Annotated in this window: 15 protein-coding genes and 2 pseudogenes; 5 read left to right on the forward strand and 12 right to left on the reverse strand. The window is 60.6% G+C overall.

Annotated features, from left to right (window positions below):
- Positions 1-82 precede the first annotated feature (82 nt).
- From NB311A_RS09440 to NB311A_RS20540, 3 genes are all read right to left on the reverse strand, one after another.
- Entirely contained in the window at positions 83-1390 is a 1308-nt protein-coding gene (locus tag NB311A_RS09440; protein WP_009798303.1) for a type II toxin-antitoxin system HipA family toxin, read from the reverse strand.
- Entirely contained in the window at positions 1390-1641 is a 252-nt protein-coding gene (locus NB311A_RS09445) for a helix-turn-helix domain-containing protein (RefSeq protein ID WP_009798304.1), read from the reverse strand. Before NB311A_RS09445 ends, NB311A_RS09440 begins: the two co-directional genes overlap by 1 nt.
- Before the next feature lie 250 nt (positions 1642-1891).
- Positions 1892-2248 (reverse strand): hypothetical protein, encoded by a 357-nt coding sequence (locus NB311A_RS20540; protein ID WP_207382369.1) that lies wholly within the window; start codon positions 2246-2248, stop codon positions 1892-1894.
- A 161-nt stretch (positions 2249-2409) separates the two neighbouring features.
- On the opposite strand from NB311A_RS20540, the pseudogene NB311A_RS09450 reads away from it, so the two are divergent.
- From NB311A_RS09450 to NB311A_RS20545, 3 genes and pseudogenes are all read left to right on the forward strand, one after another.
- Positions 2410-2646 (forward strand): annotated as a pseudogene (locus NB311A_RS09450) (helix-turn-helix transcriptional regulator); the annotation flags it as partial.
- Positions 2647-2864: 218 nt separating this feature from the next.
- Positions 2865-3107, forward strand: a complete 243-nt coding sequence (locus NB311A_RS09455) for a helix-turn-helix domain-containing protein (RefSeq protein ID WP_009798306.1) — start codon at positions 2865-2867, stop codon at positions 3105-3107.
- 270 nt (positions 3108-3377) lie between these two features.
- Positions 3378-3542, forward strand: a pseudogene (locus tag NB311A_RS20545) (JAB domain-containing protein); the annotation flags it as partial.
- 55 nt (positions 3543-3597) lie between these two features.
- On the opposite strand, the gene NB311A_RS09460 reads toward NB311A_RS20545, so the two are convergent.
- From NB311A_RS09460 to NB311A_RS09475, 4 genes are read right to left on the reverse strand one after another with little or no spacing between them, the layout of a single operon-like run.
- Positions 3598-4338, reverse strand: coding sequence for a protease inhibitor Inh/omp19 family protein (locus tag NB311A_RS09460; protein ID WP_009798308.1), 741 nt, complete (start codon positions 4336-4338; stop codon positions 3598-3600).
- Complete coding sequence (locus NB311A_RS09465; RefSeq protein ID WP_009798309.1) at positions 4338-5177, reverse strand: ABC transporter permease; 840 nt, start codon at positions 5175-5177, stop codon at positions 4338-4340. Before NB311A_RS09465 ends, NB311A_RS09460 begins: the two co-directional genes overlap by 1 nt.
- Positions 5174-5974, reverse strand: a complete 801-nt coding sequence (locus NB311A_RS09470; RefSeq protein ID WP_009798310.1) for an ABC transporter ATP-binding protein — start codon at positions 5972-5974, stop codon at positions 5174-5176. The genes NB311A_RS09465 and NB311A_RS09470 overlap by 4 nt, the downstream gene beginning before the upstream one ends.
- 12 nt (positions 5975-5986) lie before the next feature.
- Positions 5987-7009, reverse strand: coding sequence for an ABC transporter substrate-binding protein (locus tag NB311A_RS09475; protein WP_009798311.1), 1023 nt, complete (start codon positions 7007-7009; stop codon positions 5987-5989).
- Between the two features lie 247 nt (positions 7010-7256).
- On the opposite strand from NB311A_RS09475, the gene NB311A_RS09480 reads away from it, so the two are divergent.
- On the forward strand, positions 7257-8075 hold the full coding sequence (locus NB311A_RS09480; protein WP_009798312.1) for a creatininase family protein: 819 nt from the start codon (positions 7257-7259) through the stop codon (positions 8073-8075).
- Positions 8076-8316: 241 nt separating this feature from the next.
- Here the strand turns inward: NB311A_RS09480 and NB311A_RS09485 are convergent, their stop codons facing one another.
- Positions 8317-9408, reverse strand: a complete 1092-nt coding sequence (locus tag NB311A_RS09485) for an IS5-like element ISNisp7 family transposase (protein ID WP_009797950.1) — start codon at positions 9406-9408, stop codon at positions 8317-8319.
- Positions 9409-9662: 254 nt separating this feature from the next.
- Between NB311A_RS09485 and NB311A_RS09490 the strand changes: the two genes are divergently transcribed.
- Positions 9663-11669: a carbohydrate porin gene (locus tag NB311A_RS09490; RefSeq protein WP_009798313.1), complete on the forward strand. Its 2007-nt coding sequence runs from the start codon at positions 9663-9665 to the stop codon at positions 11667-11669.
- 107 nt (positions 11670-11776) lie between these two features.
- Here NB311A_RS09490 and NB311A_RS09495 read toward each other — a convergent pair whose 3' ends face one another.
- The 4 genes from NB311A_RS09495 to NB311A_RS09510 form a co-directional block, all read right to left on the reverse strand.
- Entirely contained in the window at positions 11777-13060 is a 1284-nt protein-coding gene (locus tag NB311A_RS09495; protein ID WP_009798314.1) for an MFS transporter, read from the reverse strand.
- 40 nt (positions 13061-13100) lie between these two features.
- Entirely contained in the window at positions 13101-13547 is a 447-nt protein-coding gene (locus NB311A_RS09500) for a PRC-barrel domain-containing protein (protein WP_009798315.1), read from the reverse strand.
- 287 nt (positions 13548-13834) lie between these two features.
- On the reverse strand, positions 13835-16033 hold the full coding sequence (locus NB311A_RS09505; RefSeq protein ID WP_009798316.1) for an amylo-alpha-1,6-glucosidase: 2199 nt from the start codon (positions 16031-16033) through the stop codon (positions 13835-13837).
- A gap of 75 nt (positions 16034-16108) precedes the next feature.
- Positions 16109-17872 (reverse strand): ABC transporter ATP-binding protein, encoded by a 1764-nt coding sequence (locus NB311A_RS09510; RefSeq protein ID WP_040674679.1) that lies wholly within the window; start codon positions 17870-17872, stop codon positions 16109-16111.
- Positions 17873-18058 lie beyond the last annotated feature (186 nt).

Genomic DNA, 18058 nt, shown 5'->3' on the forward strand with positions numbered 1-18058 from the left:
GGCTAGATAATTCCTCTGGCTTGCTACAACCAAAACGGCAATGCCGGCTCTGACTAAGCTGGTCGCACATGAACCTTTAGCATCACGCGTCCTCCAACCTGCGCAGACGAGCCTTGACGCCATTACTGACGCTGTCAGCGACTTCGGCAGGAAATCCTTTCGGGAGCGACGCGGTGACCTGCTCGACCGCTGCCGGTGTCTGTGTGCGCAGCTCATCGAAGATCGCGGTCACGAGTCCCGCGCCAATCCCCGCCTTGGCGGCGGTCTGGACAAAATGGCGAGGCATCACGCCACCGACGACGTAGTGGCGGCTGTCCCCGACGGCCATGGCCAGCTTCATCTTGTTACGTTTGATCTGGCCTGTGTCGAGGCTAGGCTGCGCCGAGATCACATCGTAGAGCGGTGTCATGCGGAAGCGACCTCCGGGAGAGAGAAAAACGCTGAAATTCTTGGCGTGACCATCCGTGGCACCGAGCAGCCAGAAGGCAATTACGGCTCTCAGAAACGTTGTTTGATCTGCCTTCGGCTGGTCGCTTCCCTTGAGCAGATTGAGAATAGCCGGAATGCCGGGGCCGCCATCGGATTCGTATTTCAAGGATGGCGGCACGGACAAGGCCTGGCAGCAATCCTCCTGCGGCAAACGCAGGAGACGGTTGTCGCTGGTCCAACGGCGATCGAACCGCTCGACCACGAGCACGTGGTTACCCTCAAACTCTTCAATCGCAACGGCGGCGCTCGGAAGTCCAAGAGCAGCCGCCAGCTTAAGGCAGAAGAACTCGTTTTCAACGCTGTAGGATAGATCGATGCCGTTCGGCAGTCGGCCAATCTGCGGTTTGAGGATGTGCGTCGTGGCCGTAGTCGCCAGCGGCTTGTACCAACGCCCGTTCCAGAACAGCAGTGCGGTCTTTTCCTGGGCGCCGGCGATCGATATCCGAAAGTCCTCATCCTCGCCAAGTCCAAGGGGAGCCGATGCAAGGTCACCGAGAAGCCGGGCGATTCCCTTGTCGTCGATAGGTTTGCCGCCAACAGCGCCGGCGGCGCCGGGTTCGACGCCGTCCGGCAGGAATTGCAACGCGCCGACGCAATCCCGTCCGACAGCGGCAAGCAGGTCGTAAGCGTCGATCCCCTGAGCGTGGACCCGCTCCGCCATGCGGCGACGGATGGGCGTGCTGTCAGGCAGGAGATTGTCGAAAACGGCGATGACAGGCGCACCGATATAACGGTCCTCACGCAAAGGCAGAGAGAGCGACACGGGCAGCGCATGCTCCCAGGCAAGCCAGGACGGATCGTACTGAAAATCGATTGCGCCGCTGGATTGCCTATTCAGGCGTCCGACGAGACGGCCGTTCAGGAAGACATTGAGCGAGATGTGCCGCCGCGGGCGGGCCATCAGAAGATGTCCTCGATCTCGGCCGGCTTTGCCTTCGTCCTGGGACGGATAACGAACTCTAGGTCGAGCGCAGCGAGAATGTCACAAAGCGTTCCGAGCTGAGTTCCGAGCGCGCCACTCTCGACGGCGGAGATGGTTGCCTGTCGTAGCTTCGTCCGGTCCCCGACGTTGGTCTGATTCAGGCCGTGCTTGCGACGTTGCCGGCGGATGGCATCTCCGATTTGCTTAGGCGTTCGGACAATCTGGTCCACGGCGCACCTCTCTGGGCACGCTATATACGCTTAAGAGTGTAAATGTCAATATACGCTTCAGAGAATGAATATCTATATACGTCACAACGTATAATGTAGATAAATACGCCTTAGCGTATAATCCACTACGCTCGCACCGGTTCGCGAGGTTCTCAATCCAGTACTCAGCGCGACTCAATCACTTCTACCTGCCCCGAACCGGAGCACGGTATCGCGCGGGAGAATGGTTCCTCGCCAGCGAAGAGCGCGATCAGTCAGAAGCGGTCCAACTCCAGCCTTCAGCGGCCATCGCTTCACCGATCCACTGCGCCACCTCGCCCGGAGGTCCGCTGCAATACCACAAGATGGAGTCACCCTCTTCACGTACCCAGGCGACAAGCCGGGCCGCTTCTCGAAAAGAGTAGGAAACAACGGCCCCATTCGATGCATGCCATCGACCGTTGGCCAACGCCGACCAGAGATCGACGCCACATGCACCATCGGCTCTCACCTGTTCTCCAACGGCTCGATCAATAGCTGCTTCAAATTCCTTGATCGGTCGGGTGGAACGCTGGCTTGGAACGCCCGCAAAATCGCTTTTATCGAAGAAAGGGAACGGTTGCCTCATGGCTCTCGTTTCTTTAGCTCTGCTGAAGAGGTGATGAAACAACTAAATTGAAGCGTGAGTGGCGGCGTCGACTCTTCGCCAACAGGCAGTTCTTTTCAGTGAAATCGTAAAACCACCTGGTCGCACGCCATTCCGGCCCGCGAAACAAAGGAGTTATCGATATGCAGCCACCCGTCATTCCGCCGCGCTATCTTCGTACCCACGAGGCCGCAATGTTTCTTGGACTGTCGCCGCGAACATTTGAGAAGCATCGCACTTATGGAACAGGCCCGATCTACCGCAAGCTCGGCGGTCGAGTCGTCTATGCGATCGTCGATCTGCAACAATGGGCGGATTCGGGGACAGTGAGTTCAACATCCGATCCGAACAGCAAAACGGTCCGACCGGCCTCGTCACAGCATCGGATAACTCGCCGGAAGGCCCAAGTACCGATCGGGCTCGCGGACACTCCGTCGAGAAGCATCCGCGATCTCGAGTCCAATGTCGGATTTCCTGCTAGCCAGTGTGACGGCTGAACTGCCAAGCGCCAAGCGCAGCGAGGGTCAACCCTGTTCATCCGCCTCATACACGTTAGTGCAACGGGCCGTTGCACTATTACTAGAGCTATGGAGAAACTGTGTCCGTTCCTGCCTATCTGACCCTCGAAGAGGTCGTCGAGCGTTATCGCAACCAAGTTAGCGAGGGTACGCTACGCAACTGGCGATCGAAGAGAATTGGTCCGTCATTCGTCAAAATCGGCAAAGCGATCCTATACCCGATCGAGGAGTTGGAGCGATGGGATCGTTCAAACCTGATTTCCTGTAAGCGCATATCAACTGCGTCCTTCGGCGCCAACGACACCGAGGGCGCAATGGACTGAATGGACAGAGCTGGCCTTCGATTGACGATGGGTGCGGTTTGCCATCGTCGATCAAGGTCAGCTCCTGTTTTGATCCGTGCTCGCCTAAAATGGGATAGACCGATGTGAAGTTCGTGCAGCAGCTTGCGAATGCGGGCGCTTGAGGGGTTACGCGGGTTGCACCGGGATTGCCGCGAATTTGCGCGAGTTACAGACCCCAGATACCGGCACCATCTCATCTTTGACGTTAATTATCTTATTGAAATATATATCTTTTCAAAGTTTCACGGGTTGATGCATAACTACCCCTCTGGCGATCCGACGCCATCGCAAGCCGACATCCAGATGACCAGATCGATTATCGACATTTCATCGCCGCTCGGAATCTCCGTGCATGACCACATCATTGTCGGCAAGAACGGCCACGCGAGTCTGAAAGGGCTGCGGCTGATCTAGATCAAATCATGGAGCCCCGCATCTGATCCAATCGGAAGCGGAAAGGCTCTAAGGATTACTGCCGAATGAGGATCAGCGGACTGGTGCTGTCGGGAACCAGCCGCCACTGCGCGTTGTCATCGGCCTGGAAGTGCCAGGTCTCGCCGCTCGCTGACATCAGCAGGATTTCACCGTGCTCGAGCCGCCAGACCTCCGGCTTAAAGTTCGCGATCGCCGTATCGCATTTGGGTTTGAGGAAAGCCTGGAAATTGTCGGGTGGGACTTCAGTGTTCGTCAGCGTGATGCCGCAGATCGGCTGACCGTTGCCGCGGACGAAGGCCCAGTCGCCGATCATCTGGTCCATCGATCTGGCGAGCGAGCGGGCCTCGGCAAGATTTTGCAGGATGTAGATGCCCTCATTCTCCCGCCGGCCTTCGAAAATGCCGCTCTCGACTTCGGTGAAATCGATCACCGGCTCTCCGGTCGCGGCCCGCAAGCGCACAATATCAAGACCGGCGACGGTCCAGGCCGCAACGTCCTTCGTGAACGGCAGCGACGCCGCGCAACCCGGCTCAAGATCGAGCTTGAAACCCTGCGGCGATGGATCGCTCTTGAGCGTCAGCACGCAAGTCTTGCTGCGTTCGGTCGTTGACAACTCCCACTGTCCGACCATGTTTTTCTTCAAGGCGGATGCATCCTGCGCCGATGCGGCTGATCCACAAGACATCACCATCGCGACTGCGACAAGAACAGATCTCCGCCTTCGCCACACAGACGTGCGGCCATCGATCTTGTTCAGGGAGACGGGGGCGGCCATCAGCTTTCCTTCCCGATCGCGCTTTCGTGCCAGCGCCGCAACATCAGATGCGACGCCGTCGCAAGGCACATATAAATGACAATGCCGGCCACAGAGAGCAACAATAACGCCGCGAACATGCGCGGAATGTTGAGCCGGTAGCCGGACTCCGCAATTCTGTACGCAAGACCCGAACCGGCACCGGCCGAACCCGCCGCGATTTCCGCAACCACCGCGCCGATTAACGACAGGCCGCCGGCAATGCGTAATCCGCCGAAAATGTACGGCAATGCCGCCGGCAGTTTGAGATAACGCAGCGTTTGCAGGCGCGACGCTCCGTAAAGCTGGAACAGCCCGACGAGGCCACGGTCCACCGAGTTTAGGCCGAGCGTGGTGTTCGACAGCACTGGAAAGAACGCGACGATCCAGGCGCAAACGACGACCGCCGTGTGCTGCGGCAAATAAATCAAAAGCAGCGGTGCAATCGCAATCACCGGCGTGACCTGCAGGACGATCGCATAGGGCAGGAAAGCCTGTTCCAGCCATTTCGACTGGTTGAACAGCAGCGCCAGCCCAATGCCGCCCACCGCTGCGGCGGCGAAGCCTTCGACAGTGGTCAGCAAGGTCGTCAGCAGCGAGCGCCATAGAATCGGCCAGTCTTCCAGCAGCGTCACCGCCACCAGCCCCGGGCCGGGCAGCACATAGGGCGGAATGTCGTAGAGATCCACGATCGCATGCCATACCAGTATGCTCGCCCCCAACACGGCCAACGGCAACAGCATGCGTGCCACCGGCGTCGTCCGAACGCCCTCTTCCGGCGGCTCATTGTCGGCTGGCGCGAATGAGCCGGACGCCGTCATCGGCGGTGTGCTCCCATGGCCAACGACAGCGCCGCCGACACCTTACGGCAATACGCCGCATACTCCGCCGAGGTTCTGAAATTCTCATCCCGTGGCTCGATCGTGTCGATGCAGTACTCGGCGCTGATGCGGCCGGGACGCGGCGTCATCACCACGACGCGGCGCGAGAGATAGACCGACTCGAACACCGAGTGCGTGACGAAGATGACGGTCTTGCGCAGGCCGCGCCACAGCGCGAGCAAATCGTTGTTGAGACGGAATCGGGTGATCTCGTCAAGCGCCGCAAACGGCTCGTCCATCAGAAGGACATCCGGGTCGGTAACGAGTGCGCGGGCGAGCGATGCCCGCATCTTCATTCCACCGGACAGTTCGCGCGGATAGGCGGCTGCGAACTCTGCAAGCCCCACCTGCGCCAGCGCAACCTCGACCTGATCTCCGATGTCAGCGCGGCGCTGGCGCGAAAGCTTCAGCGGCAGCGCCACGTTGTCGCGCACGGTTGCCCATGGCATCAGCGTTGGCTCTTGAAACACGAAGCCGATGGAGCGCCCGCCGCCGGCAAGCAGAACCCTGCCGGCCGTCGGCTCGCTCAATCCGGCAATGATCCGCAACGCAGTCGACTTCCCGCACCCGGACGGCCCAAGCAGCGACACGAACTCGCCCTTGCGTACAGTGAAATCGACAGGGCCCAGCGCCGCGACGCCACGGTCATAGCGTTTTGTAACGCCTTCCAGCCTCACGGCGTCTCCAGCGCACGAGCCCGCGCCAGCCGTGGAGAACGCTGTTGCGTGCTCAGTCATTGGCCGCGGGTTCTATTTCTTGGGACGCAAATCGAGACCCACGCCCTTGTTGACGAATTGCAGCGTATAGGCCTTGCGATAATCAACGTCCCGGCGCACCACGCCGGCCCGCACCATCATGTCGAAGAATCTCGCATAGCGCGCATCGTTCATGGCGCCGATGCCATCGCGCAAGGAGTCGCCGGAATCGACGATGCCATGCTCCTTCATCTTCGCCACCGAATAGGCCAAAAGGTCGTCGGTCATTTCAGGATTGAGCTTCTTGATCATGGCGTTGCCGGCCGTGTTGTCGCCGTAGAGGTAGGTATACCAACCGATGATCGAGGCGTCGACGAAACGCTGCACCAAATCCTGCTTGTTCTCGACCAGATCGCGGCGGGTTTCGATCAGGGTCGAGTACGGATTGAATCCGGCGTCGGCGAGCAGGATCACGGTCGGCTTGAAGCCGGCCCGCTTCTCCACGGCGAATGGCTCCGAGGTGACGTAACCCTGCATCGCGCTTTTCTTGTCGGCGAGAAACGGCTGAGCGTTGAAGGTGTAAGGTTTGACCTTCTCGGCGCTGAATCCATACTCGGACTTGAGCCACTGGAAGTAGCTTGCGATGCCTTCCTTGGAAATGAACAGATTAAGCGGCTTCAGGTCCTCGACTTTCGTCACCTTCGTTTCCGGGTGGGCAAGAAAAACCTGCGGGTCCTTCTGGAACATCGCGGCCACCGCGACGACAGGCACGTTATTGGCGACCGCATCGAAGGACTGAAGGGTGTTCGCGGTCATGAAGAAGTCGAGCTTGCCGGCAATCAGCAGAACCCGGTTGTTCACATTGGGACCACCCGGAACAATAGTCACGTCCAGACCAAACTTTCTGTAGGTACCGTCGGCCAGGGCTTGAAAAAAGCCGCCGTGTTCGCCCTCGGCGACCCAGTTCGTGCCGAAGGAAACCTTGTCCAGCGCCGTTTCAGCCGAAGCTGATGGTGCGATGCCAAGCGCAAGCACGATTGCGGCAGTTAACCTTCGCAGCGAAACGGCAAGGTTCATCCTTCGGCTCCTCGATCGTTCTGGCCCATGACAGGACCTGGCATGGCGGGAATCGACCGTACCGGCGCGCCTGCTGGTTTCGTCCGGCGGCCTCGATCGGACACTCAGCTTAGAGCCTTTCCGTTTCCGAAGAAACAGAAGCTGGCTTCATGGTTTTGATTCTGAACGCGCGTTTTCACGCAAACCGGTGTCCACGTTGCTCGAAACGCTATAATCTGCGTTTCCGTTCAATAAAACGCTGCGCGAGATGATCCGAACGCCCCCTTTTGACTGGTTGACCATGCACTGGCCCGGCGTTGCAGCAGAGAACGCGGCAAACTGGATCGCGGTGTTGCCACTCGCCGCAACCGAGCAGCACGGGCCGCATCTGCCGCTCACGACCGACGTGCTGATCGCGGAGGCCTACATTGCAAAGGTCCGCGAGTTGCTGCCGCAGGATATTCCCGCGACCTTTCTGCCAGTGCAGCCCGTCGGCATTTCCACCGAGCACATGGATTTTCCGGGCACCCGGACGCTGACCAACGAGGCGGCGCTCAGGGCCTGGACTGCGCTTGGTGAGGAGGTCGCGCGGCGCGGTATCAAAAAGATCGTGATGGTGTCCAGCCACGGCGGTAACAGCGCGGCGATGTCGATGGTGGCGCAGGACCTGCGGGCTCGGCATCGAATGCTCGCGGTCTCCACGGCGTGGTCACGATTCGGCGTGCCCGACGGCCTGTTCGATGCGCAGGAGTTGCGCCATGGCATTCACGGCGGCGCCGTCGAAACGTCCATCATGCTGGCCCGCTACCCGGATCAGGTCCGCAGCGACTGCATCGCCGATTTCAGCCCTGCGAGCATTGCAATCGAGAAAACCTATCGCTGGCTCGGCACACGACGGCCCGCGCCTTTCGCATGGCAGGCTCAGGACCTTCATCCCAGCGGCGCCGTCGGCGACGCCACCCTGGCTTCAGCCGAGAAAGGCGAGCGGCTGCTCGCGCATGGCGCCCGCGCGTTTTGCGAATTGCTGGCGGACATCATGAAGTTCGACCCGGCGGTGCTGACGGACGGGCCACGCGATCACGCCTGACACCATTCGCGTTGGGTACGCGATCGCCGTCGTCATGTCGGTGTCATCGCGCGATGGGATGAACGTTCTATTCTCCCCAATACCCAACAATTGCAAATGAGTTGCAATGATATGAACCAAGAAGATGCCTAGCAGGCTGTTGAAGAAGTGTCCCGTCTGGCTTTCGGGATGGCTTAATCGCCGTTGTGATGAGATTTGGATTGAGCTGTCGAGCAGTTTGGCGTGGCCGTGGGACGGGGGGTCATGCTGGCACCGCCATGAGCTTCGGCAGTCGCACCAGATTGTAAGCGGCGGCTGCGAAGGTGAAGGCCCATTCGACGCGGTCGCGGCCGCGGAAGCGGGTCTTGTCCTGGCGGGCGACCGTCTTGATCCAGCCGAAGGCTTCCTCAATGCGCTTGCGGATACGCTGGCTGACGGCATAGCCGCTGTGCCGCGTCGTGCGTCCGTCGATCGCCGAGCTTCGGCCTCTCGTGTTCTGCGCCACGTGCGGCGTCACCTTCATCGCGCGCAACTCATTGACGAAGTCCTCCGTGTCATAGGCCTTATCAGCGCCAAGTGTGATGGCCAGGGGCCGGTCGGCGCGAGGTTCGATCATGTGCAACGCCGCCACCCGCTCGGCATGTCCGTCGGCCAGCGTCAGGCAGGCGTCGACCAACAGGCCGTGGCGGTTCTCCATCAGCCCATGACCCATGAAGCATAGCTTCGCCTCCTTGCCCTTGCCCTTCTTGTAGAGCCTTGCGTCCGGATCGGTGGTCGAGGCATGCGTGTCGTTAGTCCGCTTCTGGCCGTGGAAGTCGGCTTCGGCATTGCGCCCGACGCCGCCGGCCGGCGGCTCGCCAGAGCCGTCCTTCGGTTTGACGCTCTTCATCGAAGCCCAGGCCTCGATCAGCGTGCCGTCGACCGAGAAGTGATCTGTCGACAGCAGCTTCTTCACCTTGGGCTGGGCCAGCACCGCACTCAGGAATTTGGCCGCGATGTCGCCCTCAAGCAGCCGCTCGCGATTCTTCGAGAACACCGAATGGTCCCAGGCTGGATCGTCGACGCCGATGCCCACGAACCAGCGGAACAGAAGGTCGTATTCCAGCCGCTCCATAAGCAACCGCTCCGAGCGGATCGAGTAGAACGCCTGCAAGAGCATCGCCCTGAGCAACTTCTCGGGTGGGATCGACGGCCGCCCGAGTGGCGAGTACAGCGCCGCGAACTCCCGCTCCAAAGCGACAAGCCCTTCGTTCACCGTGACCCGGATGGCGCGAAGCGGGTGGTCGCGTCGAACCCGCGCCTCCAGATCAACGTAGCTGAACAGCTCGCCAGTCAGATTGTCACCACCGCGCACTCATCATCTCCAAATCGCTTCGGAGCAATAAATCATGCTCACAGCTCGGCCGCGACTGGCTTTTTCAACAGCCTGCTAGAGCCTTTCCGCTTCTGATTGAATCAAAAGCAGAGCGCTCGTCTAAGGTTTTGATTTGACGCGTTTCCTCACGCGAACCGGCGCCACCTCAGGTCGAAGGCATTGCGTGACGCGTTTCGATCGAATAGGCGACAACGACAAATACGGGGCGTTACCCGTTTTAACCAGGCGGTCCGATGACAACGATCCGGGCATTCCGATTGCGACGCGGGAGGCAAATCGTCCTGACCGGTTTGGTGCTGGTCGCGCTGGCCGGTTCGGCCGCCGCCGCGGATATCGGCGCCTCAATCCCCACCAAAGCCGTGCCCCATCCAATAATCCAGTGGACCGGTCTTTATTTGGGGGCCCATGCCGGGTTCGGCGGCGGCCGATCGACGGCCACACTGGCGGACCCTGCACCGATCACCACCGGCAACGATTTCGGCGGGCTGATCAGCGGTGTTCAGGCGGGCTACAACCTCCAGCTCCCCTCGGGGCTTTTGCTCGGCGTCGAAACCGACATCTCATTTCCGAGCTACATCGAATCCAATTCGTTCGTCTCGAAGCTTGCGACAGCGCGCTCCGACGTCACGCACCAGTGGGACTTCATCGGATCGGCCCGCGGCCGGATCGGCTACGCCACGGGTCCATGGCTCACCTATGCCACCGGCGGCCTAGCGATTGCGGGTGAGCGTTACCTGAACGATCCGCCATCGGGCGATCGGGAGAAAACATTGGGCTCCCGACTTGGCTGGGTCGCCGGAGCAGGGCTTGAATACGCCTTCGCGCCGCACTGGAGCGCGCGGCTTGAATATCTCTATTACCAGTTCGACAAAACGAACGTTCAGTTTCCATCAGCCGCGCAATATACCGCAACAATGGATTTTCAGTCGATCCGCGTCGGCCTTAACCGCAAGCTCTTCCCGAACGCAGCCAGCGTCAACCTTTCGGCGGCCTCGCTCACCGATCCCGAATCGGATCGCTGGGAAGTTCACGGCCAGACCACCTATATCGGCCAGGGTTACCCATCCTTCGGCGCTCCCTATAGCGGCGCCAACAGTTTGAGCCCGGCCGCGCAATACAAGGCGACCTGGAGCAACAGCCTGTTTCTGAACGCGCGGCTATGGGACGGCGGCGAGGTCTATTATAACCCCGAGTTGCTTCAGGGATTTGGCTTCAACGACACCGTGGGCATAGCGGGTTTTACAAACGGCGAGGCGCAAAGGTCCAACTTTCCTTATCCGCACTACAACACCACTCGGCTGTTCGCACGCCAGACCTTTGGCCTCGGTGGCGAGCAGGAAGAACTGGCCAACGGACCAACCCAGTTGTCGGACAAGGCCGATATCTCCCGGCTGACGCTGCAAGCCGGCAAGTTCGCCGTCCTCGACGTGTTCGACGGCAACGACTTCGCCAAGGACACCCGCAAGGATTTCATGAATTGGGCGCTGTGGGCGCCGGGCGCCTTCGACTATTCCGCGGACAAAGTTGGCCTCAGCTACGGCGTCACCGCCGAGCTCAATCAGAAACGATGGGCGTTGCGCGGCGGCTATTTTCTGATGGTTTCCGAATCGAATTCCAACAGCTTCGATGGCCGCCTGTTTGAGCGCGGCGAGTACCTGCTGGAACTGGAGACGCGCTATTCGCTGCTGGGCCGGCCTGGCAAGCTCCGCTCCATCGGCTGGCTCAACAGCGCTTACATGGGCAGCTATCGCGACACGCTGAATAACCCCGCTTTCAATCTCGACATCGCGCTGACCCGGGCCGGGCGCATCAAGTACGGGTACGTCTTTAGCGTCGAACAGGTCGTCACCGACGACGTCGGGTTATTCGGACGCTGGAGCTGGAATGACGGCAGGACTGAAATCATGGCATTCACCGATATCGACGCCAGCCTTGCGGTCGGGACCTCGATCAAGGGAACGCGCTGGGGCCGGCCGGACGATGTGATCGGTATCGGCGGTGCGATCAACGCCCTGTCACAGGATCATCGCGACTTCATCGCGGCCGGAGGTCTTGGCATTCTCATCGGCGACGGCCAACTCAACTACCGCCGCGAACGCGTGATGGAGGCGTATTATGCCTTTGCGCTGAACAAGTGGTTCACGCTGACCGCAGACTACCAGCTTGTTACGAACCCCGCCTACAACGCCGACCGCGGCCCGGTTCACGTATTTTCCGGGCGGCTGCACGGCGAGTTCTGAAAATAGCCTCGTCCGGATGGGTTATCCCGGTCGGGTGGGTTATCAAGTCTGACAGTTCGGCGCTACGACGCTCGAGCGCGAACGAAGCCGCCCGCCGAGTATTCATCTTACGATCGTTGCTCCAATCCCTCCCGAAGCCTTGTTTCCGGCATGAGGATCCAGACCACCAGCAGGCCCGACAATGCGACGGCGGCCAATCCCATGAACGCGACGCCATGCCCGAAATGATCGCTCACATGACCGGCGACCATGTTGCTAAGCGAGGCGCCTATTCCGACGGCCGTGCCGATGACGCCTTGCGCAAGGTTGAAATGACCGGAGCCGAAGGTGACGTCGGCGACAATGAGCGGGATCATGACGCCGAAGACCGCAGCCGTGATGCCATCCAGCACCTGCACGGCGACCAACAGGACCGGATCGTGGACCATCGCAAATAACGCTCCCCGAATAGCCAGCGCGGCGAACGCGATCATGAGCAGCGGACGGCGCCCCCATACCTGCGCCTTGCGGCCGACGGTAGGCGCCACCAGGGCGACGATCGCCTGCGGGACGATGATGCAGAACGCGATCAGCGCCGGCGCGCCCTGGCTCGAACGTTGGGTCACGATGCCCGCCATCAACGGCAGCATGGCCGCATTGGCGAGCTGGAGCAGGAAAACCGTACAGGCGAAGATAACCAGCGGCCGCTGATGCAGAAGATGGGCGATGCTGGTCGCATCCAGATCCGGCTCCGCGCACGCCGTCGCCCCGTGAGCCTGTTCGGGATCGATTTCCCGGTGACGGATGCGGGCAAGCGAAAGCAGCGTCGCGATTACGAACACAAAACTCACCACGAACACGGCGCGGCTCGACAGCAGGTATCCGATAACACCCATCACTCCCGCCGCCACGCCATTGCCAAGCGATGCAAAGCGCGCATTGCGTCCGAGTCTCTCGCCGATCGCTTTCGGTCCCACAAGACCGAGGCTGATAGCGGCGATCACAGGCCCGAGCACGCAACTCGCCGCGGCATGCAGGATCGCCGCCAGTGCGATGACCGGAAAGATCGGCCACGCCGCATAGGCAAGCGCGCTGACGCCGATCGTGGCGACAGCGAGCCCCGCGACCAGACGCTCCGAGCGCGCCGCATCGACGACGGCGCCGCCTGGCATCTGACCTATCAACCCAATGATCCCGCCGATCGACAGGATCAGCCCGATCTCGGATTGTGTCCACTTCTGCGTGGTGAGATAGACCGCGACGAAGGGGCCAAATCCAGTCTGCACATCGGCAAGGAAGAAAATGAACCAGTCGAGACCGCGCTGACTTTGCGCCGACGGCCGGCGGTCCGGCGGCGGATTCGCGTCCCCTGTCCCCGCCCGTCGCGGGCGTGCGCTCTTCAGATCGGACAATCGTCGGGTCCCATCGCGCAGATCGGATACCTTCCCTCAATCAAGGGCCGAAGTTGAGCGGCTGCAGGGTTCCTGACGCGCCCAGCACCACGACGGGCGCACCTTCCTTATATTCCGGCGCCGCCTTCACCTGATCCTGCGTGAGTGCAAGACTGATGCTGTCGGTCGCACCCTTCACCCCGCTAAAGCGGAGCGCATTCCAATCGACCACGATTTTCCTGCTGCCGACTCCGAGGAAGCCGCCAAAATCAATCACGGCGGCGCGAACCGCACCCGCCCGATCTACGATCACCTCAACGACTCGTCCCATGTTCTGGCCGCTAGCGCTCCGCACGTCGCGTCCCAGCACGCCATGCGCATCGGCGGGATCGATCACGGTGATCGAGGGCGGAGCTGTCGTCTCGCCCGACGGTTTTGCAGCCGCCGGCGGGTTGGCGGGAGCCGGATCAGCCTCCTGCCGTCCCGCGTCCTCGGCCATCACATGCATGGCGGTGAAAACCAGGACAGCCAACGGGAGAATAGCGCTCGTGGAGCCTTTTCGAGACATGAATCCTCGCTGCCTAAATGAACCACGCTGCGCGAATCGCCGTCAGCGTGGTCGTTCCGAAGTTCACTGCTACAAGGACATGCGAACGCGGACGCGAAACACGAGAGCATTTTCGAGCGAAGCATGTCCTCGGGCTTGACCGGAGGATGAACACCGGTTCGCGTGACGAAAACGTCAATTCAAAATCCGAGAGCCCCGCTTTTGATTCAATCAGAAGCGGAAGGTCTCTAACGAGACAGCACCATCGATACTTGAACATGGCCTTGCGTCCGCAATACCTCGACCGACACGTCCTCATCATGCCGGCGAAGACGCAGATCGACAGTGGATTCGCCGAGATGCAGCCGCCGCAGGATCATCTCATTGAGAAATGCCGGAAGCCGCGGATTGCGTAGCCTGATCTCGCTCCTTGCGGGATCGAACTCCAAACCCAGCGCTGCTTCCAGCAGCGTGAACGGTGTTGCGCTCGCCCATGCCTGCGGCAGACAGGCGACGGGATAGAGGGTGGGCCCACGGCGCGGCTCACGCCGGAAGCCGCAGAACAGTTCCGGCAGCCGCCGCAGATCCATGTAGGAGGCCGCATCGAACAGTCCCTTGAAAACATGCTCAACCGAGTGCTTGAGACCATATCGCGCGAGCCCGAGCGCGATCAGCGCATTGTCGTGCGGCCAGATGGAGCCATTGTGATAGGACATTGGATTGTAACGCGCTTCCCCGATGGCAACGGTGCGAATCCCCCATCCGGTGAAGAACGCCGGCCGCATCAGATCAGCGGCGACCATCCGCGCACGTTCTTCTTGGACGATGCCGGTGAACAGCAATTGCCCGGCGTTCGACGTCCGCACTTCGCATGGGCGTTTCTTCCCATCTAGCGCCAGCGCGTAGGTGCGCAAATCCGGCAACCAAAATGTCTCCTCGAACCGGCACGCCAGGCGCTCGGCGGCGTCCTCCAGTTCTCGGGCGCGATCGGCCAGACCGAGTGCGCGCGCGCACCGCGCCGCCGATCGCTTGGCGGCGAAGACATACCCCTGCACCTCCGCGAGTGCGATATTGCCTTCAGCAAGCGTGCCGTCGGCATGGAAAATCGAGTCGAACGAGTCCTTCCAACCTTGGTTGGCAAGACCCTGCTCGGACGCGCACCGATATTCGACGAAGCCGTCGCCATCCGGATCGCCGGTGCCATCGATCCAGCCGAGCGCAGCCTCGATCGCCGGCCACAGCTCTTTCAAAATCGACTCGTCGCCCGTGCGTTCGACGTAAAGCCCCGCAAGCAGCACGAACAAAGGAGTGGAATCGACGCTACCGTAGTATCGTGCGAACGGCACCTCGCGCAGCGCCGCCATTTCGCCACCGCGCATTTCGTGAAGAATCTTTCCCGGCTCGGCATCCGCGAGAGGATCGACGGTTGTCGCCTGAAAGGCCGCGAGCCTCCGGAGAACGCCACGCGCGATGCCGGGATCGATCCACAGCATCTGCAAGGCAGTTATCAGGCCGTCACGCCCGAACGTCGTCGAATACCAAGGGATTCCGGCATAGGGATAACGGCCCTGCGGCGTCTGCGTCAGCAGGATATTCAGATCAGCCATCGACTGGCACAATACCTCGTTGAAAATATTATTCGAGGTTTCGACATTCGTGGCATGAGACCAGGCGCGCCGCATCTCACGGCGATGTGCCAGCAACCCGCGATAAAACCCAACGGGCCGCTCCGTCTCCGGCTTGTTGCAAGACACGGTGAGGAAAATTCCCGCAGTCTGTTGCGGTGGAAGATCGATCTGATACATCGCGCTGTTGACCGCCAGACGCGTCGGCCGCGGCTCGAAATGCAGACGCGACGTCCGAACGACGTCATCGATGCCGGTGTAGGACAGAACGACGGTGGCGGGATCGGCAAGTTCGCTGGTGCCGGTCCCGCGGCGCTTGCGCCGCTCGCCCCGCGCCTCGAACAGGTCAGCAAAATCGTTGTCGAACTGAAGGGAGAGAACGACGCTTGCGGTCTGCTCGCCGTGATTCTGCAAACCGATCCTCTGATACGCCGTTCCTCGCCACAGAAAGATCGTGCGCACGATATGAATCGTATCCTTACGAAATACGATCCGGTCGCCGTCATAGATATCGGGATTGGTGAGATCGACCGTGAGGCCGGAATTATCATTGCGCAGGTTGGAGCCGAGCAGAAGCGGCTGCATGTCGTTGAGAACCAACTCCAGCCGGGCAAGATATCGCGTGTCGGAATTAAACAGCCCGTCCGGCCCTCCCGCGGAAGCTCCGATATCGCCATGGCTGTCCAGCACGACGAACGTATCATCGTGTTTCAGCGTACGGCGCGGGCGCGCCGACGGCCCGGTCATGGGAATATAGAACGGCGATTCGGAGAAAACTTCTGACGGCGCGATCGTGATCTGGGCCGCGCGTTTTGTTGCCATCACCTCTCCCTTGCCGAATTCCCGATCAAGCGGCGCCGGCAGCGGCCAACGCCCGGCGCTTGACGGGATCAGGGTTTAGGCCGCGTGAACAGAGAGTCGGCCCATCTCCTTGGCGACGAGATTCCGGTAGTGTCCATCCTTGCGCATCAGACAAGCAGGTTGACCGTCTTCGATGATCTTGCCGTCCTTGAGCACGACGACGCGATCGAAATTGCGCAAGGTCGAAAGCCGGTGTGCGATCGCGATCACTGTGCGACCGCGCATCAAACTTCCAAGCGCCTCCCGGATCGCCTCTTCGGCTTCACTGTCCAATGCTGCGGTCGCCTCGTCAAGCAGCAAGATCGGCGTATCCTTGAGGAAAGCGCGCGCGATGGCAATACGCTGGCGCTGACCGCCGGAAAGCTTTACGCCGCGGTCGCCGACTATGGTCGCCAGTCCTTCGGGAAGATTTTCGACAAAATCACAACGCGCGGCGATGGCTGCGCGCAGCACCTCGTCGTCGGTCGCCGTCGGACGGCCATAGCGGATGTTCTCCAGAATGGACCTGTGAAACAGCGAAATGTCCTGCGGCACTACAGATATGGCTGCGCGCAGGCTCCGCTGCGTAACTCGCGCGATATCCTGACCGTCGATCGTCACGCTTCCGCGCTTCGGATCGTAGAACCGCTGCAACAGGGCAAACAGGGTCGATTTGCCGCCGCCCGATTCTCCAACCAATCCGACGCGCTGCCCGGCCTGAATCCTGAGATTGAACCGCTCAAAAACGGATGGGCTGCCGGGGTAGTGAAACGAAACATTGTTGAAGGCGATGGCCGCGCCGTTCTTTCGTAGCGGCCTCGCTTCCGGGTGATCGGTCAGTTCGTGCGGGACCAGCAGCGTAGCAACGGCTTCCGATAGCCGCGCAACATGCTGGGTGACATCCACGAGCGCGACAGCCAGATCTCGGGTTGCGTGCAGAATCGACAGACCCAGCGTGCAGACCAGAACGACGTCCCCCGTGCTGGCATCGCCGCGCTGCCACAACGTAATGGCCCACGCCAGCAGGGAAATGGTCAGCACGACCGTGACCGCGGCGTGTGCGATCCTGAGCTTTTCGAGATAACGGAGGCTTCGTCCGCGCGCGCTCATTTCGCGGCCAACCGTGGTATTGAACCTGTCCAGCTCATGGTCGGTCCCGCAGAAAGCCCTGACCAGCGGCATATTGTTGACGACATCGACCATCTCGCCATCGACCATCGCAGCCTTGGCGGCAAAATCGTCATGCAGCGTCTTACCCGCGGCAGCCATTCCGAACATGACGAGGATCATGATGACGGCGACAAGCGTCAACCCTGCCGCCATCAGGGGACTGACCGTCCCAATAAACGCAATCGCAACTACAGTGGCGATGCAGGGCGGCAGCACGTTCCAGACCATCATGTTTTCGACGGTATGGACCGCGTTCGATGTCGCCGTGATCCGACTCGTCAACATCCCCGGCATCCGTCCAGCGAAATAACTTGGCGCATGACCTGTCAGATGCTTGAACATATCGCGGCGCAGGTCGCCGGTAACGCCAACGAAGGTGAAGCTTGCGACCCAACTTGCGATACGCCAAAGGAAGTTGTCAGCGGCGATCAACGACACAAGAAAGATAAACGCCAGCCATACCGCCCCGCTATGCGCGGGCCCGTGCGCCAGCACGTCGACCAGCGATTTGACGCCGTATTGCGTCCCCACTGAACACACCACCGCCGCCACGACACATAAAAGGATCGCGGCGTGCGCCGCCAATCGCCGACGGCAATACCGCATCACGAATGCAAGGGGTCGACAGGCGTATCCCGAGAAATCGTCCATGATTCCTACCGAGCTGCTTGATAGCCACCAGAGTTAGACGCCTGCTCGGGACCCCGTTCGACAATGCCGCACAAGACCCTCAGAAAAGCCGTCAATGCGCAGAAACTTCGTTGCAAAGCCTGCATAGGCTGTCTGTCTGCCGGGGAGTGATGGCATCACCAAGACGACAATGTGGCCAACAGACAA

This window comes from Nitrobacter sp. Nb-311A (genome assembly GCF_000152905.1).
Taxonomy (GTDB): Bacteria; Pseudomonadota; Alphaproteobacteria; order Rhizobiales; family Xanthobacteraceae; genus Nitrobacter.

Coding starts and splice junctions, on each gene's coding strand:
- NB311A_RS09465 (WP_009798309.1), bottom strand. CDS start 5,177: ATGACGGCGTCCGGCTCATTCGCGCCAGCCGACAATGAGCCGCCGGAA.
- NB311A_RS09490 (WP_009798313.1), top strand. CDS start 9,663: ATGACAACGATCCGGGCATTCCGATTGCGACGCGGGAGGCAAATCGTC.
- NB311A_RS09510 (WP_040674679.1), bottom strand. CDS start 17,872: ATGGACGATTTCTCGGGATACGCCTGTCGACCCCTTGCATTCGTGATG.
- NB311A_RS09440 (WP_009798303.1), bottom strand. CDS start 1,390: ATGGCCCGCCCGCGGCGGCACATCTCGCTCAATGTCTTCCTGAACGGC.
- NB311A_RS09475 (WP_009798311.1), bottom strand. CDS start 7,009: ATGAACCTTGCCGTTTCGCTGCGAAGGTTAACTGCCGCAATCGTGCTT.
- NB311A_RS20540 (WP_207382369.1), bottom strand. CDS start 2,248: ATGAGGCAACCGTTCCCTTTCTTCGATAAAAGCGATTTTGCGGGCGTT.
- NB311A_RS09460 (WP_009798308.1), bottom strand. CDS start 4,338: ATGGCCGCCCCCGTCTCCCTGAACAAGATCGATGGCCGCACGTCTGTG.
- NB311A_RS09505 (WP_009798316.1), bottom strand. CDS start 16,033: ATGGCAACAAAACGCGCGGCCCAGATCACGATCGCGCCGTCAGAAGTT.
- NB311A_RS09480 (WP_009798312.1), top strand. CDS start 7,257: ATGATCCGAACGCCCCCTTTTGACTGGTTGACCATGCACTGGCCCGGC.
- NB311A_RS09470 (WP_009798310.1), bottom strand. CDS start 5,974: ATGACTGAGCACGCAACAGCGTTCTCCACGGCTGGCGCGGGCTCGTGC.
- NB311A_RS09500 (WP_009798315.1), bottom strand. CDS start 13,547: ATGCATGTGATGGCCGAGGACGCGGGACGGCAGGAGGCTGATCCGGCT.